Source organism: Nocardioides sp. LHD-245 (genome assembly GCF_030929495.1).
Lineage (GTDB): Bacteria > Actinomycetota > Actinomycetes > Propionibacteriales > Nocardioidaceae > Nocardioides.
This window is the reverse complement of the sequence record NZ_JAVFWN010000010.1, coordinates 88,303-102,352: the sequence shown is the minus strand read 5'-3', so window position 1 is coordinate 102,352 and position 14,050 is coordinate 88,303. Positions and strand designations below refer to the sequence as shown.

Below are 14,050 nucleotides of genomic sequence, written 5' to 3'. Positions count from 1 at the left end.
TCGAGTCGTCACGTCTGACCCGTTGAGTCGTCACTTCTGGATCCGGTGGCCTCGGCGACGGACGGAAGTGACGATTCACTGGGTCAGATGTGACGACTCAACCGCCACCAGCTCACTCCAGTCACCGAGCCCAGCCCGTGGGCCCGCAATCACCCCGAAACCCGACCGGGTTAGTGTCGAGACCATGCCGTACCTGTTGCGCGTGCTGCTGCCCGACGTTCCCGGTTCGCTGGGTCGGGTAGCGACGGCCATCGGTATGGCGGGGGGTGACATCGAGGCCATCGAGATCGTCGAGAAGCGCGACGACGGCACCGCGGTCGACGACGTCCTGCTCGAGATCGACCAGGGGATGATGCCGGACTCCGTCGTGTCGGCGTGCAACACGCTCGACGACGTCGAGGTGCTCTGGATCAGTCGCTACCCCGCCGGCGGCAACCTGATGATGGACCTGGAGGCGGTCGAGGAGCTGACCGCCAACCCGGACGACGCCTTCGACAAGCTGATCGACCTGCTGCCGGCGACCTTCCGGGTCGATTGGGCCGCCCGGGTGCACCGGGCGAAGGGTGTCGTCTACGGCACCAGCGCCGCGCCCGATGAGGTGGACTTCGTCGAGATCGAGGCCCCGACCCGGCTCGAGGTCCCCGACGACGAGATCACCCTCTTCGCCGCGGCGCGTCTCGACGGCAACGAGATCGTCGTGATCGGCCGCCGTGGCGGACCGGAGTTCGCCGACTCCGAGATCCTGCGACTCGGTCACCTGTGCGGCCTCGCGGTCACCGTCGCGACGTCGTGAGGTGCGCGTCCGCCGATCGGTGAGCCGCACGCCGGGACCGCGCGTCCTCGACGCCCCGGCGCGCGTCACTCGTCAGGCGTCGGCGGGCTCCAGCAGGAACACCGGGATCTGCCGGTCGGTCTTGGTCTGGTACGACGCGTAGGTCGGCCAGGTCGCCACGGCGTGGTCCCACCACTGGCGGCGCTCCTCGCCCTCGGCGACCCGCACCGTGTAGGCCCTCGGCTCCGGGCCGTCCTGGAGGTCGACGAGCGGATGAGCCACGAAGTTGGCGTACCAGCTCGGGTTGTCCGGGGCACCGCCCTTGGACGCGATCGCGGCGTACACACCGTCCTTCTCGACCCGCATCACCGGGTTCTTGCGCAGCTTGCCGGACTTCGCGCCGACCGACGTGATCACCACGATCGGGTCCTTGCCGCCCTGCAGCGTGTTCGCCTCGCGTCCCCCGGAGGCCTCGTACGCCGCGACCTGGTCGCGGACCCACTGCTGGCTGCTCGGCTCGTACTCGCCTTGAAGTGTCATGTCTCCACAAGACCACGCGACGGGTCGCTATTCCAGACCGGTTAGCGTTCGGCCCATGAGTGCGATCGAGGGTGTGAGCGAGACGTTCGACGCGAGCCAATGGGACGCGGTGCCCGGGTTCGAGGACCTGACGGACCTGACCTACCACCGCGCGAAGGCGCACGGCACGGTCCGGATCGCCTTCGACCGCCCCGACGTGCTCAACGCCTTCCGCCCGCACACCGTCGACGAGCTGCTGCGCACCCTCGAGCACGCCCGGATGTCCGGTGACGTCGGCTGCGTGCTGCTGACCGGCAACGGCCCGAGCCCGAAGAACGGCAAGTGGTCCTTCTGCAGCGGCGGCGACCAGCGGATCCGCGGAAAGGCCGGCTACCAGTACGAGGACGTGTCCGCCGGCGCTGGTGACACCGGCGCCGAGGAGCCCAGCCCGATCGACAAGGCCAAGCTCGCCCGCCTCCACATCCTCGAGTGCCAGCGACTGATCCGGTTCATGCCCAAGGTCGTCATCTGCGTCGTCCCCGGCTGGGCCGCCGGCGGCGGTCACAGCCTCTTCGTCACCTGCGACCTCGCTCTCGCCTCCACCGAGCACGCCCGCTTCAAGCAGACCGACGCCGACGTGGGCTCCTTCGACGGCGGTTACGGGTCGGCGTACCTCGCCCGGCAGGTCGGGCAGAAGTTCGCCCGCGAGATCTTCTTCCTCGGCCAGGAGTACTCCGCCGAGGACGCCGTCCGGATGGGCGCCGCCAACCGCGCCGTCCCCCACGCCGAGCTCGAGGCCACCGCCCTGGAGTGGGGTCGGCTGATCAACGGCAAGAGCCCCACCGCCCAGCGGATGCTCAAGTACTCCTTCAACCTGCTCGACGACGGCCTCGTCGGCCAGCAGCTCTTCGCCGGCGAGACCACCCGGCTCGCGTACATGACCGACGAGGCCCAAGAGGGCCGCAACCAGTTCCTCGAGAAGCGGGAGCCGGACTGGTCGCCGTACCCCTGGTACTACTGAGCTGGAGTGTTTGCGCAGGTCAGAGGCCTGTTGTGGCCTCGTGCGTGGCAGATGCGTGGCAAGAATCGCGATCGAGGTCGTGCTGACGTTCTCGCCGGTAGGTTGAGGTCGTGCGGTGGGACGAGCTCGTGAAGGTGACCTTGGGTCGACCCGGCATGTGGGTCGGACGCCCCTGGATTGATGGCATCCTGACGCTTTGGCACGGATACGCCCTGGGCGCGGGGGACGGCAACTTCGAGCGCTTCTGCCTCTGGCTCGCGACCGACCGCTTCCCGGTGGGCGGCTACCGAAATAGCTTGGCGGCGAACGCGATTATCAGGAGAGCCGTCACGGGCGAGACCTTCGGAAGTCTCAGCGAGGATCAGGATCAGCGAGCCATCGAGTTGCTGGCCGCTCTTGTGGACGAGTTCAGGCGCAGTTCGTGATCCACGAGGTGGAAGACAGCGAGAGTCGAGATCAAGCTGTCTGGTGCTGGCTGCCAACCGCGCACCCTCGACAGCCGTGGCGCTTCCGGGATCGACGGCAGGTCCTCAGGCGTTCTGCGGCGGAGCCACGCGGAGAGGGCGTGGCGCGCACCGGCTCGCTCGTCGCCGTGCCAGCGGGGCGGGTGCCAGGGCGTGACCGCGTGTGGATGTGGCGCGCGCATGCCCGCGCGCTTCTGGGACCGCCGGGCCGCGGCGTACCGGGCCCCGACGTCCTGGCGAGCACGGCGTTGCATTTCAACGAGGTCAAGTGCGACCTCAAGGAAGTCAGGGTCGCCGCGTCGCAGCCCGGTGGCTGACTCGAGATGGGAAAACGTGCCGTCGTAGCCCAGGGGTGACTCGTATTCGATGCAGTACTTGAACGCGTGGAATCGGTGGTCCAGGGGAGTCGACGCGTTGCGCACTCGACGCGCCGCCAGTCCGAATCCCATGGCGGCGACCTACGGTGAACTGCGCTACCTCCTTTCTTGATTTTCTGTGGGCGGCGGCCTTCCGCGGGCGGGAGCGGCCATGATGTCGGGGTGGCGACCTCGTACTTCCCCGATTCGGCAACGGTGCGGGCTGTTGCCCTCGGTGCCGACCTACGAAATTCGCATCCTGCCGCGCGTGGCTGGCTGCTGGAGAAGATCGACCGACCACCGACGGATTGGGATGAACGAGCCTTCCTGACGATCCCCGGCGTCGTATGGACGGTGAGCAGCGACACCTGCGCTACCGGGAGGCTCAGCGCGCCCGACAACGTCGCCTACGACCACTGGTACCGCGAGTTTGTCTTCCGGCAGCCACGCGACGCGGCTGAGCTCGGCGCGGTCATGAGCGCGGACTCGGAGGAAGTTTTCGCCTGCTACCGCTTCGACGGGCTGGAACGGTGGACGTCCCGAAGCGTCGCCGCCTGGCACGAGGACGTTGAGGTCGTTCTCGGCTTCGCCCGCCATGCGCTCGCGGAGACCGGCGAAGACCCAGGACTTCAGCAATGTCTCGGTAGCTATGTCGCCTACCTCGAGAGCGAGGAGTTCGGGGCGTACATCGGTGCGTTGCGTGCGCACCTTGAAGCGCTGGGCCGAACGGGACGTGCGAAGCTCGGCAGAGGTTGAACGGGTTTGACCCCGGCGAGCTGTCGCCAACCCGACGTAGACTCAGCGCATGACCACCGGAATCGATGAGATCACGCAGTTGGCGTTGACGCTCCCGGTGGATCAGCGCGCGCAGGTGGCCAATGCGCTGCTCGCCAGCCTTGACGACGCGGCCGACTCGGCCGAGGTCCACGAGGCCTGGACGGCAGAGATCAAGTCTCGGGTCGATGACATCACCAGCGGTCGTGTGCAGATGCTTTCGCGTAACGAGGTCAGGGCTCAGCTCGCGGCGGACCGTGCCGCGAGGCAGCAGCGGTGACGCTGGACGTCCGCTATCACCCCGAGGCTGTTGCTGAGCTTCGCGCCGAGGTGACTTGGTACGAGGCGCGCGGCGCTGGCCTCGGCGACCGTTTCGAGACCGCCGCCGACGAGGTCGTCGACACCGTCCTCGGATGGCCGGAATCCGGAGCGATCTGGCCCGGCTGGGAAAGCAGCCCCTCGGTCAGGTCGCGGCGCGTAGCCGGCTTCCCGTTCCGTCTCGTCTACCTCGTCCAGCCTTCCGAGCTCGTCGTCGTCGCGTTCGCACACGACAAGCGGCTACCCGGCTACTGGCGGGAGCGGGTCAGCGAGTGACCCGATGCGTGGCAAAAACGTGGCAGGAGAATCGTCGGAGCCCGCGTCGACGACCAACCCCGTCAATCACGTTTCCGCAGGTCAACTGCATAGTGCCGTCGATGACCACCAACACCCGCTGAGCGTGCCGCGCTTCCCCTGGTACTACTGAGCTGGCGGGTTTGTGCAGGTCAGGCGGGGTGTAGAGCCGAGAGGTCCGCGTCTGGTCCGCAAAGAGTCCGCAGGAAATCGGCGGCCGTTCGCAGTGACCGACACGTATCGTCGAGGTCCTGGGTCTGTCGACGGGCCCGCCCTTTAGCGGGGACATCCCCCGCCACCTTCGGTCGCGTGTGGTCACTCTCGCTGTGAGTCATCTCAAGTAGACGCAACTTGTGCCGATGGGTACTTTGGTACCTAGGTTCAATCCGGCACCTCAAGTCAAGGAGCTTTCCTGCCATGGCTACCGCCACTGCGCCCATCAAGGTCGACGCTGCGACCGACGAGCTCGTCTCGCACGCGGCTCACTTCATGTCCCGCTCGAAGAAGGACATCGTTGACGCTGCCGTGCGCGAGTACATCGACGCGCACCGCGACGAGATCAACGCCGGAGTCAAGGCCGCCCTCGGAAAGCTGAACGGTACTGACGCGTCCGCCGTCGCCATGATGACCGGCCTCAGTGCTGAGGAGATCAACGAGCTCGGCGGCTTGCCTGAGTGACGTCAGCGGTCCGTCTCTCGTCGGAGCCGGGCGTTAGGTTCTGGGCATGACTGAGCGATTCCCCCGCGTGCGTCCGACGCTTCGCTGTCTGGGCGACCTGGGCGAATCGCTCCCTGACATCGGCAAACGCCTCGACGAGCTCGACGAGCCCGTGGTGGTTGGGGCTCAGAGCCTGCCCGAGCGTCGCGATGCCGGCGGAGCCGAGCGGGTCCTGGCGCTCACCGACCGCGTGTGGTTCAAGGTGAAGACCAGCGATCGCCGGGCCGTAGTGACCGAACTGCGTAGAGACGACCTACCCGATTGGGTCCCTCCGACCCGGGGGTCATGGTGGATCGGCGCGGCTGGGCGACGGCAAAGCGACAGCGCGCAGCATGATTTCTACGCGGTCCTGGAGAAGGAGTGCACCACGGGTAAGACGGTTTCGTCTGAACACCTCCTGCCCTTAGAGAAGGACTGGAAACGGCTCGCGCTCGAACAGGCCTTTGCCTGGCGCGTCGACATGAAGCGCCTCGTCGTGCGTCTAGTCGCGGAATCGGTGAAGTCAGGCCGGCCAGTGAGCGCGGAGTTTCGGAACCACCGGATCACTGCGCTGGTCCGCGCCGACAATGGGCATGAGGGCTACTTGGCGATCGTCGCGGACGGCATCGCAGACCCCGAGATGTATGCCCTGCTGCTGGACGCCGTGCCGGAAGTGTCCGCGGACGACTGGCAACTGGAACCCTCGAAGGTCGCCGGCCTGGAGCCGAAGTCGGGTCAACTGATCTGGTCGACCTTGTTTCCTCCTGAGGTAGCGAGCAGAGTGCTTGAGATGGTCGACGAGTAACTGCGTCCCGATGCCAGGGCAGACCTTCTGGTGCGGCGGCCGGATGCGCGCTTGTCTAATTCGCCCTCCTCCGGGTGAATCGCACTGGGTTTCGTTCCGCTTGATCAGTCAGGATGGGAACGATGGCCAGGTACACGAACGAGATGCGTGAGCGAGCGGTGCGGATGGTCGCGAGGTCCGCTCTGAGCACCCGCACGAGACCGCCGCGCTGCGGTACGTCGCGGGACTGCTGGGGATGAACGTCGAGACTCTGCGGCTGTGGGTCCACCGTGTCCAAGTCGATGCCGGGGTCCGGTCAGGGACGACGTCGGAGGACGCCAAGGAGATCAAGCGCCTCAAGCGGGAGGTTGCTGAGCGACGTTGTCGCGGTAGCTTCGTCGCGCGAACGAGATCTTGACGTCCGCCTCAGTGTTTTTCGCCAAGGAGCTCGACCGCCCCGCGACGAAGTGATCCGCCCCGCTATTCCGCCGAGCACAAGGATCGCTTCGGTCGAGGCCATCTGTCGGGTGTTGCGCCCGGCAGTTCGTGGGTTCCTCACCGCCCGCGGCTACGACCCGAGCGCCCTGGGCGCGCTCGTTGAAGGACGAACTGCTCGTCCGCGAGGTGGCGGCCGGGCTGCACGCCGAGAACTACGGCGTCTACGGGGTGCGGAAGATGCACACCCTGATGCGCCGTCACGGCTGGGAGGTCGGTCGCGACCAGAACGTTGCGGCGACGTTGAAGGCAGACATCCGCCCGTTGCAGGCGCTCGACATGGCCGCGTGGGATGCGAAGCGCGAGGGTGCCCTCGATCTGACCGGGCTCGTCCATCACGCCGATCACGGGTCGAACTATCTCTCGATCGTCTACACCGACCGCATCGGCGAACTCGGAGCGAAGCCGTCGACAGGCACCGTGGGCGACTCGTTCGACAAAGCCCTCGCCGAGGCCGTCAACGGGCTCTACAAGACCGAGTTGATCCGGCGCCGGGGCCCGTGGCGCGCGATCGAACAGGTCGAGCTCGCGACCCTGGAGTACGGGTGGTGGTGGAACAACCAGTGCCTGCACGGGGAACTCGACATGAAGGCCCCGCTCGAGGTCGAGGCGGAGTACTACGCTGCCCAAGAATCACCCCGGCCGGCGCTCGCTGGCCAAGGGAACGCATAGGAACCAAACCCAGTGCGATTCAACGAGCTGGCTCGGTGCCAGCCTCGGTGATCAACCGTTTGTGCCGGGCACTTCCCCTGGACGATGCCGTCGACTGAACCCCACGAGCGCTCCGCCGGCGGCCAAGAGCAGCAACGCCCATGGCAACAGGTGGGCATCCTCGAAGCCGGTGGCTGGCAGCGCTGTCGCGCTCGTCGGCTTCACTGCCCCAACCGGGCCGGCGGCCGGTCGAACCCGGACGACTGCTCGGGCGGTCGGGCCGTGCGGGTCCTCGGCGTAGTGGACCCGCACCCGGTTGACGGCACGGCCGGTGTCCTCGAGCCGCACCTTGAGGGTGAGCACTTCGGTGCCGCCTGGAGGCAGGGCGCCGACGGTCCATCGGGCTGTCCCGCGGTCGTAGGTCGCCGAGGACGCCTTGAGTACCGCGGCGCCGGCAGGCAGATCCTCGACCACGACGACGCCCGTCGCGGTGGATGGCCCCATGTTGGTGACGGCGATCGTGTACGTCGTCGTGTCTCCGGCCGCGATCCGGTCGTCGGCCGCGACCTTGGTCACCGTCACCGGTGCCACGGCGGTCACCGCGACGCGTGCCTGTACCGCGTTGTCGCCCGGGCGCACGTCCAGCACGGAGGAGGCCACCGAGGCCGCGTTGACGACGACGGCTCGGGCCGTCGGGGCGACCGTCCCGGAGATGGTGACGCGGAAGGACTCGCCCACCGCGAGGTCGCCGACCGTGCAGGTGAGCACGCCGTCAGCCAGGTCGCATCTCGGGTCGTCGGCGCTTGCCTCGGTCAGCTCAGCGGGGAGGACGTCGGTCACGATGACGTCGGTCGCCGGCGCCGGACCCGCGTTGGTCACCGTCAGCGTCCACGCCGTCGAGCGCCCGGCGACGACCGAGGGCGCCGCAACGCTCTGGGCGAGCTGCAGGTCGGCAGCGACGGTCACCGGGATGGTGATCTGGTCGGCGTTGTCGGACGTGTCGGACTCGTCGCGGGAGACCGCGGCCGCCGTGTTGACCAGGGTGCCCTGGACAGCGGCGCCGACCGCGCCGACCACGGTCAGCGTGACCGTCGTGCCGGGAGCGATGATGCCGAGCGTGCAGGTCAGGTCGGCCCCGGCCACCGCGGCTCCGCAAGCGCCCTGGGAGATGTGCACCGAGGTGATGTCCACGCCGGCGGGAAGCTGGTCCGTCAGCACCGCAGCCCGGGCGGGTCCCGGCCCCGCGTTGCTCACGTCGACGGTCCAGGTGATCGCTCCGCCTGGCGCGACCTCGGCCACATTCGCGGTCGTCGCTACGGCGAGGTCGGCGGGAGCAGTCGAGGTGGCGACCTGACTGGTGTTGTCGCTGAGGTCCGGGTCAGGTGTGGCTGAGATGACCGTGGCGGAGTTGGTCACCGTTCCCGGGTCGACGTCGGGGTCGAGGGTGCCCGTGATCGTGACGACCATCGACGTATCGGGGTCGAGCGCAGCGACGGTGCAGGTGAGGATCACGCCTGTCACCGGGTCGCAGCTGCCGATCGAGGACGTAGCGGTCGCGCTGGTCAGTGCCGGCGGGAGGGTGTCGGTGACCGTCACCGCGGTGGCCTGGGACGGCCCGTCGTTGATGATCGTCACGGTGTAGGTCAGGTCGTCGCCGGGCACGACCGGGTCCTGGTCGACCGTCTTCAGGATCGACAGGTCCGCCGAGCGGACGATGCCGGTCACGGCCGTGGCCATGTTGTTGGCCGGGTCGCTGTCCGGTGTGGTCGAGCTGACGGTCGCCGTGTTGGCAACGGTCGCGCCGGCGTACGACGGGGCGACGGTACCGCTGATCTGCAGCGTCGCGACGGCGCCCGGGGCCAAGGTGTCCAGCGTGCAGGGCACGGCGGCGCACGGGGAGTTCGCGCTGGTGACGGTGACGCCGGTGATCGAGCTCGGCAGCGGGTCGGCGATGACGACGCCACGCGCGTCGGAGGGGCCGCTGTTGCTGACGGTGACCGTCCAGCTGATCGTCTCACCGGCGAGGACCGTGCCGGACGGACCCGATGTCGTGACCGCGAGGTCGGCGGAGGTGGCCACGCTGACGGTCGCGGTGTCCGAGTTGTTCGCGGTGTCCGGGTCCGTGGTCGTCGAGGTGGCCGACACGGAGTTGCTGATCTCGTTGTCCGCGTAGTCGGCTGCCAGGGTGCCGGTGACGCGGATGGTGATGGCGTTGCCGGCACCCGGAGCGATCGCGGCGACCGTGCACGGGCCGCCCGGGGGGCAGGTCACGCCCCCCGGCCCGCTGAGAGCGATTCCGGAGACGCCGGCTGGCGCGTTGTGGACGATGACGAGGTCGCGGGCCGTCGACGGGCCGTCGTTGGTCACCACGACATCCCAGGCGACGGTGTCGCCCGCGACGAACGGGGCAGCGACGCCAGCGACGCTCACCCTGACGTCCGCCGACGTGGTGATCACCGTGTTGGCGGTCGAGCTGCGTCCGCCCTCCGGGGCGCCGCCCGGCTCGTCAGCCGGTGAGGCGATGGTCGCGGTGGTGCTGAGCGTCGCCCCGGTGAATCCGGGCGCGATCGCGGCCGTGACGGTGATCGTGGCAGTGCCGTCCTTGGGCAGCGTGGACAGCGTGCAGGGCAGCGCGTTGCAGCCCGCGCCGGACACCGCGGTGACAGTGACCCCGGCCGGGAACTGTTGGTTGATGGAGACGTCCGGTGCCGCGGACGGCCCGTGGTTGTCGACGACCAGGGACCAGGTGGCCGACGTGCCGGCGACCGCTGTGGTCGGACCCAGGTTGGTCACGGTGAGATCGGCGAGCGGGCGGACGTCGACCGCAGACGTCGCGGTGTCATTGGCCGTGTTCGGTGTGGTGTCGGTGCCGTCCTCGCCGGTCGCGACGAGCGTCGTCGACGTACCGGCGTAGTCCTGTGGCACGGTGACGGTCATCTCGATGATCCGCTGGGCACCGACGCTCAGCGCGCCGAGGGAACAGGAGCCGGCGGCGTTGCACGACACGCCAGGAGGCGTCGTACGCCCGACGAGAACCGTGCCCGCGGGGACCGGCAGGCTCAGGGAAGGCGCTCCCCTGCTCGGTCCCTCGTTCGTGGCGACGACGGTCCAGGTGACGTCCTCCCCCACCCGCACGCCGGACCTGTCCGGGGTCGCCGTGACCGCGACGTCTGCGAGGTGGCTGACCGTCATGTCGCCGTCACCCTGCGCGCTGCCCGCAATCTGGTCCGGGGCGACGCTCGGCCAGCTGATCTCGGCGGTGTTCGTGAGTGAGGTGCCGGCGTAGTTCGGGTCGACGGTCGCGGTCACGGTGAAGGTGGCCGAGGCACCGGCGGGAAGGGTCGTCAGGGTGCACGGGAATCCGGTGCAGCCCGGCGGGGCGCTGGTCACGCTCACCCCGAAGAGGGCGCTGGGGAAGGTGTCACTGACGGTCACGCTGTGCGCGGTTGCGTCACCGCCGTTGGTCACCACGATGGTGTAGTCGGCGTCCTCCCCGGCGATGACCGTGGGTGTGACGGTGACCGATACGGACAGGTCCGGCGCCGCCGCGGTCGCCGGCGCCGCGAGGGCGAGGGCGCCGAACAGGCAGCTCAATGCCAACAGGCCGGCGAGGACGGCGCGCAGGGGTGACGACAGAGGGGGACGGTGCATGGGGGGAGCTCCCGGGTGCTGGGTCGGGTCTCGGATGGATGCCGCAGACCCCCCGATGCAACGATACCCACACGACGGAAGCCGCTCGATGCGACTCCGTGCACGCACTTTAGTCGCCCCTGCCGCTGTCCGGGCCGGAAATCCAGATGAGACCGCGGAGCGCAGCTCGCCCCTACGTGCATCTCACGTGATCCGTCGCGAGGCACTGTCGGCCCTCAGCTGCCGATGCGCTTGCCTAGCGCAAGGTGCATCGAGGTGATAGGAAGACAGACACAGACCCGCCCGGACCCCGCGAGTACCTCGTACTGACGCGCCAGGGGGTCACATGTCAGAGACACCATCGGGATGGTTGGGGTCCTCGGGGCTGTCGCAGCCGACATCCGTTCGAGCGGCGCGGCAACCAGGAGGCGTGCCGTGCGGTCGCGGGGTGCACCACGGCGCAGCGGCGGCGAAGGCAGCAGGGGACGGCGGCAACCGGCGCCCGGCACGGATCACGATCATCGACGGCCATCTGCTCTTTGCTGATTCCCTTGCGTTGGCCTTGGAGAGCGAGGGCTTCATCGTCACCGTGATCGACCCTGGTGAGCCGCAAGCGTCGTTGGCCACGGTGCTGGCCGCCGCACTTCGTAGCGCTGGAAGGCTCGTGTTGCTCGAGCACCGTTTGGGGCTACTGGGCGACGGCCTCCGACTCGTCACGCTTCTCACTGCATCCGGGGCGACGGTGGTGCTCCTGACCGAGAGCACCGCCCAGGCTCGATGGGGTGCTGCGGTGCATCAGGGCGCCAAGGACGTCCTGCACAAGACATGCTCGCTGGAGGAGTTGGTCGGCACGGCTCGACGGGTTCGTGACGGTCTGCCGCTGATGAGCCGCCAACAGCGCGCCGCCTTGATCGAGGCGGCATTCGCCGACCGAGACGAGGTACAAGCCATCCGAGCGCGCCTGGACCGGTTGACCCGACGCGAGATGCAGGTTCTGGGCGCACTGATGAGCGGCGACCTGGTACCGGAGATCGCCCGCTCGAACGTGGTCGCGGTGGCAACGGTGCGGACTCAGGTCAAGTCGATCCTGTACAAGCTCGAATCGACGTCACAGCTTGCGGCAGTCGGCGCTGCTCATCGCGTGGACTGGCGCCCGCCCGTGCCCCCAACGCGAGCGCTGACGGCATGACCGCCTGGCTGTGGATCCTCGGAGCCCTCCTGTGGTCCGCGATCGTCGCCACGGCCTGGATCTCGATCGTCCGCCGCGCGCAACCGGGTGGCCGGGTGAGCCTGGGGAAGGACCTACCTTGACCACCGGACCCCTGCCACCGAGCAGCGACCGGATCCCGCCTGTCGCGAACGCAACGCACCCCGAGCCCCGGCCGCCGGCCGCCTCGAGACGACTCCGCCTCACCCGCCTGAGCGCCGCTTGGGCGGCCGTCGGCATCGCGCTGATACTGCTGTCGTTGCTGATCGTCTTCAAGTCGAGCAGGCAGGCCGATCAGACCGGGAGGTGGTCGACCAGGTGGGCACACTCGATCTGGAGGTCCGGCGACTGAGGCGACCATGCCCCGTCGAGCGGGCCCGGCGAGAACGCGTCGTCGAGCAGAATCCGCAGCGGGACTCTCGCAGCCGACCGCGAACCCGGCACGGATGAATCAGATGTCGTCGCCATCTCGCCCCATGTCCCGAGGTTGACCCTGGTCATCGTGACCAGGCCCCGGAGCCGACACCTGACGGCGGGTGCCGCCCTCGTTCTCCCAGGTCGACTCTGCCGGTTCCGCTCCCTCGTCGGCACCTCGGGTGGTCGCTGACGCGAGCAGGTCGGCTGCAGAGCGCACGTTGCGTCCGTCCGTGGCCTTCGCCATCAGGATGCGCGCCGTCGCGGTGTCCGTGCCGCTGGGGATCACGAGCAGGTCGAGGCGTTCGCGCGAGGACAGGACGACGGTCATCACATGGGTGTCGTCCTCCGGGAACGAGCCGACCTTGACGATCCCACGCCGAGCCCGGATCCGGCGGGTCGACGGTCGGTCGGGCTGGGCGTCCCAGTCGGGCCGGGAGAACAGCAGGCGCGCCGGGCGGCCGGCGGTACTCGGGAAGTTGTCGATCAGGTCGGCGCACTCGGCCTGGAGGTCGCGAGACCGGGGCCACCAGGCCCCGTGGAGACGTGGCGTCGGAGGGCCGGGGTTGAGCGAGATCCTTAGCGGAGCCCGGTCGGAGTTGGTCATGGCGTTGCCTTCTTTCGTGGTGCTGATGGTCCAGGTGCGGCTCGTGCGACCTGGTCGAGGTGCCTCAGCGCCAGCCCGTACGACGCGAGCAGGGTCGTCTCGGCATAGGGGATCCCTCGCTCCTGGCAGTGCTGGCGCACGACCGGCCGGGCGAGTCTGAGGTTGGGGCGCGGCATGCTGGGGAACAGGTGGTGCTCGATCTGGAGGTTGAGCCCGCCGAGGGCGAGGTCGACGAAGGGGCCGCCGCGGATGTTGCGCGAGCACAGCACCTGGCGCAGCAGCGGGTCCGCGGCCTGGTTCGCGGTGGGCACCGGCATTCCCTTGTGAGACGGCGCGAAGGAGCTGCCGAGGTAGACCCCGAGCACGGCCTGGTGGACGACTACGAAGGCGATTCCCTGGAGCCAGGTGAGGGTGCTGGCCATGAGCGCCAGGTAGAGAACCAGGTGGCCGATCAGCAGCAGGCCCTCGGCCCACCGGTGTGCGATGCCGGGGCGCAGCAGCGCGCGCACGCCCTCGGCCCGCAGGTTGAATCCTTCGAGCGTGAGGAGCGGGAAGAACAGGGCGGCCTGGTGCCGGGTCATCCAGGCCGATCGGCCGCGGCGTTCGCTCGCCTGGTCCGGGTCGAAGACGAACACGCCGGCGGTGACGTCCGGATCGGCGTCCAGGTCGTTGGGGTGCGCGTGGTGTGCGTCGTGCTTGTCGATCCACCATCCGTAGCTGAGCCCGTTGAGCAGGTTGCCGAGCGTCAGGCAGAGCACCGTCGTGAGTCGGCGGCCGCGGACGACCTGGCCGTGCGCGGCATCGTGAGAGAGAAAGGCGATCTGCGCCGATACGACGCCGAATGCGGGGGCGAGCAGAACGGCCCACCACGAGTCGCGAAGCACGAAGAGGAGCAGCACCAGGGCGGCGAGGGCACCCAGAGCGAGGGCGCCGAGGCAGACGTAGAAGCCGGGTCTAGGGTGGAGGAGTCCCCGTCGCCGGATCTCCCGCACCAGCTCGCCGTAGTCACTGCGGGGTATCGCAGTTCGAGGATCGGTGGTCGACATGA

General features: G+C 68.6%; 15 protein-coding genes. 11 read left to right on the top strand and 4 right to left on the bottom strand.

Annotated elements, in window-relative coordinates:
- The first annotated feature begins 184 nt into the window (after positions 1-184).
- Complete coding sequence (locus RB608_RS15485; protein WP_308088928.1) at positions 185-793, top strand: ACT domain-containing protein; 609 nt, start codon at positions 185-187, stop codon at positions 791-793.
- 72 nt (positions 794-865) lie between these two features.
- On the opposite strand, the gene RB608_RS15480 is transcribed toward RB608_RS15485, so the two are convergent.
- Positions 866-1,312: a nitroreductase family deazaflavin-dependent oxidoreductase gene (locus RB608_RS15480; RefSeq protein WP_308088927.1), complete on the bottom strand. Its 447-nt coding sequence runs from the start codon at positions 1,310-1,312 to the stop codon at positions 866-868.
- Positions 1,313-1,367: 55 nt separating this feature from the next.
- On the opposite strand from RB608_RS15480, the gene RB608_RS15475 reads away from it, so the two are divergent.
- The 9 genes from RB608_RS15475 (at position 1,368) to RB608_RS15435 (ending at position 7,165) form a co-directional block, all read left to right on the top strand.
- Positions 1,368-2,312, top strand: a complete 945-nt coding sequence (locus tag RB608_RS15475) for a 1,4-dihydroxy-2-naphthoyl-CoA synthase (protein ID WP_308088926.1) — start codon at positions 1,368-1,370, stop codon at positions 2,310-2,312.
- 110 nt (positions 2,313-2,422) lie between these two features.
- Entirely contained in the window at positions 2,423-2,737 is a 315-nt protein-coding gene (locus tag RB608_RS15470; protein ID WP_308088925.1) for a hypothetical protein, read from the top strand.
- A gap of 140 nt (positions 2,738-2,877) precedes the next feature.
- Positions 2,878-3,093 (top strand): hypothetical protein, encoded by a 216-nt coding sequence (locus tag RB608_RS15465; protein WP_308088924.1) that lies wholly within the window; start codon positions 2,878-2,880, stop codon positions 3,091-3,093.
- A 222-nt stretch (positions 3,094-3,315) separates the two neighbouring features.
- Positions 3,316-3,888, top strand: a complete 573-nt coding sequence (locus tag RB608_RS15460) for a hypothetical protein (protein WP_308088923.1) — start codon at positions 3,316-3,318, stop codon at positions 3,886-3,888.
- A gap of 49 nt (positions 3,889-3,937) precedes the next feature.
- Entirely contained in the window at positions 3,938-4,186 is a 249-nt protein-coding gene (locus tag RB608_RS15455) for an addiction module protein (RefSeq protein ID WP_308088922.1), read from the top strand.
- The gene (locus RB608_RS15450; RefSeq protein ID WP_308088921.1) at positions 4,183-4,500 is read left to right on the top strand and encodes a type II toxin-antitoxin system RelE/ParE family toxin; all 318 of its coding nucleotides are present in this window, start codon (positions 4,183-4,185) and stop codon (positions 4,498-4,500) included. The genes RB608_RS15455 and RB608_RS15450 overlap by 4 nt, the downstream gene beginning before the upstream one ends.
- A 435-nt stretch (positions 4,501-4,935) precedes the next feature.
- Complete coding sequence (locus tag RB608_RS15445) at positions 4,936-5,196, top strand: hypothetical protein (RefSeq protein WP_308088920.1); 261 nt, start codon at positions 4,936-4,938, stop codon at positions 5,194-5,196.
- A 46-nt stretch (positions 5,197-5,242) separates the two neighbouring features.
- A complete protein-coding gene (locus RB608_RS15440; RefSeq protein WP_308088919.1) occupies positions 5,243-6,019 on the top strand; it encodes a hypothetical protein in 777 nt (258 codons plus the stop codon).
- A gap of 576 nt (positions 6,020-6,595) precedes the next feature.
- Positions 6,596-7,165 (top strand): integrase core domain-containing protein, encoded by a 570-nt coding sequence (locus tag RB608_RS15435; protein ID WP_308088918.1) that lies wholly within the window; start codon positions 6,596-6,598, stop codon positions 7,163-7,165.
- A 51-nt stretch (positions 7,166-7,216) separates the two neighbouring features.
- On the opposite strand, the gene RB608_RS15430 is transcribed toward RB608_RS15435, so the two are convergent.
- A complete protein-coding gene (locus RB608_RS15430; protein ID WP_308088917.1) occupies positions 7,217-10,795 on the bottom strand; it encodes a hypothetical protein in 3,579 nt (1,192 codons plus the stop codon).
- 427 nt (positions 10,796-11,222) lie between these two features.
- Between RB608_RS15430 and RB608_RS15425 the strand changes: the two genes are divergently transcribed.
- Entirely contained in the window at positions 11,223-11,963 is a 741-nt protein-coding gene (locus RB608_RS15425) for a LuxR C-terminal-related transcriptional regulator (RefSeq protein WP_308088915.1), read from the top strand.
- A gap of 469 nt (positions 11,964-12,432) precedes the next feature.
- Here RB608_RS15425 and RB608_RS15420 read toward each other — a convergent pair whose 3' ends face one another.
- Both RB608_RS15420 and RB608_RS15415 read right to left on the bottom strand, forming a co-directional pair.
- Entirely contained in the window at positions 12,433-13,002 is a 570-nt protein-coding gene (locus RB608_RS15420) for a DUF5994 family protein (RefSeq protein WP_308088914.1), read from the bottom strand.
- The gene (locus tag RB608_RS15415; RefSeq protein WP_308088912.1) at positions 12,999-14,048 is read right to left on the bottom strand and encodes an acyl-CoA desaturase; all 1,050 of its coding nucleotides are present in this window, start codon (positions 14,046-14,048) and stop codon (positions 12,999-13,001) included. Before RB608_RS15415 ends, RB608_RS15420 begins: the two co-directional genes overlap by 4 nt.
- Positions 14,049-14,050: the final 2 nt, after the last annotated feature.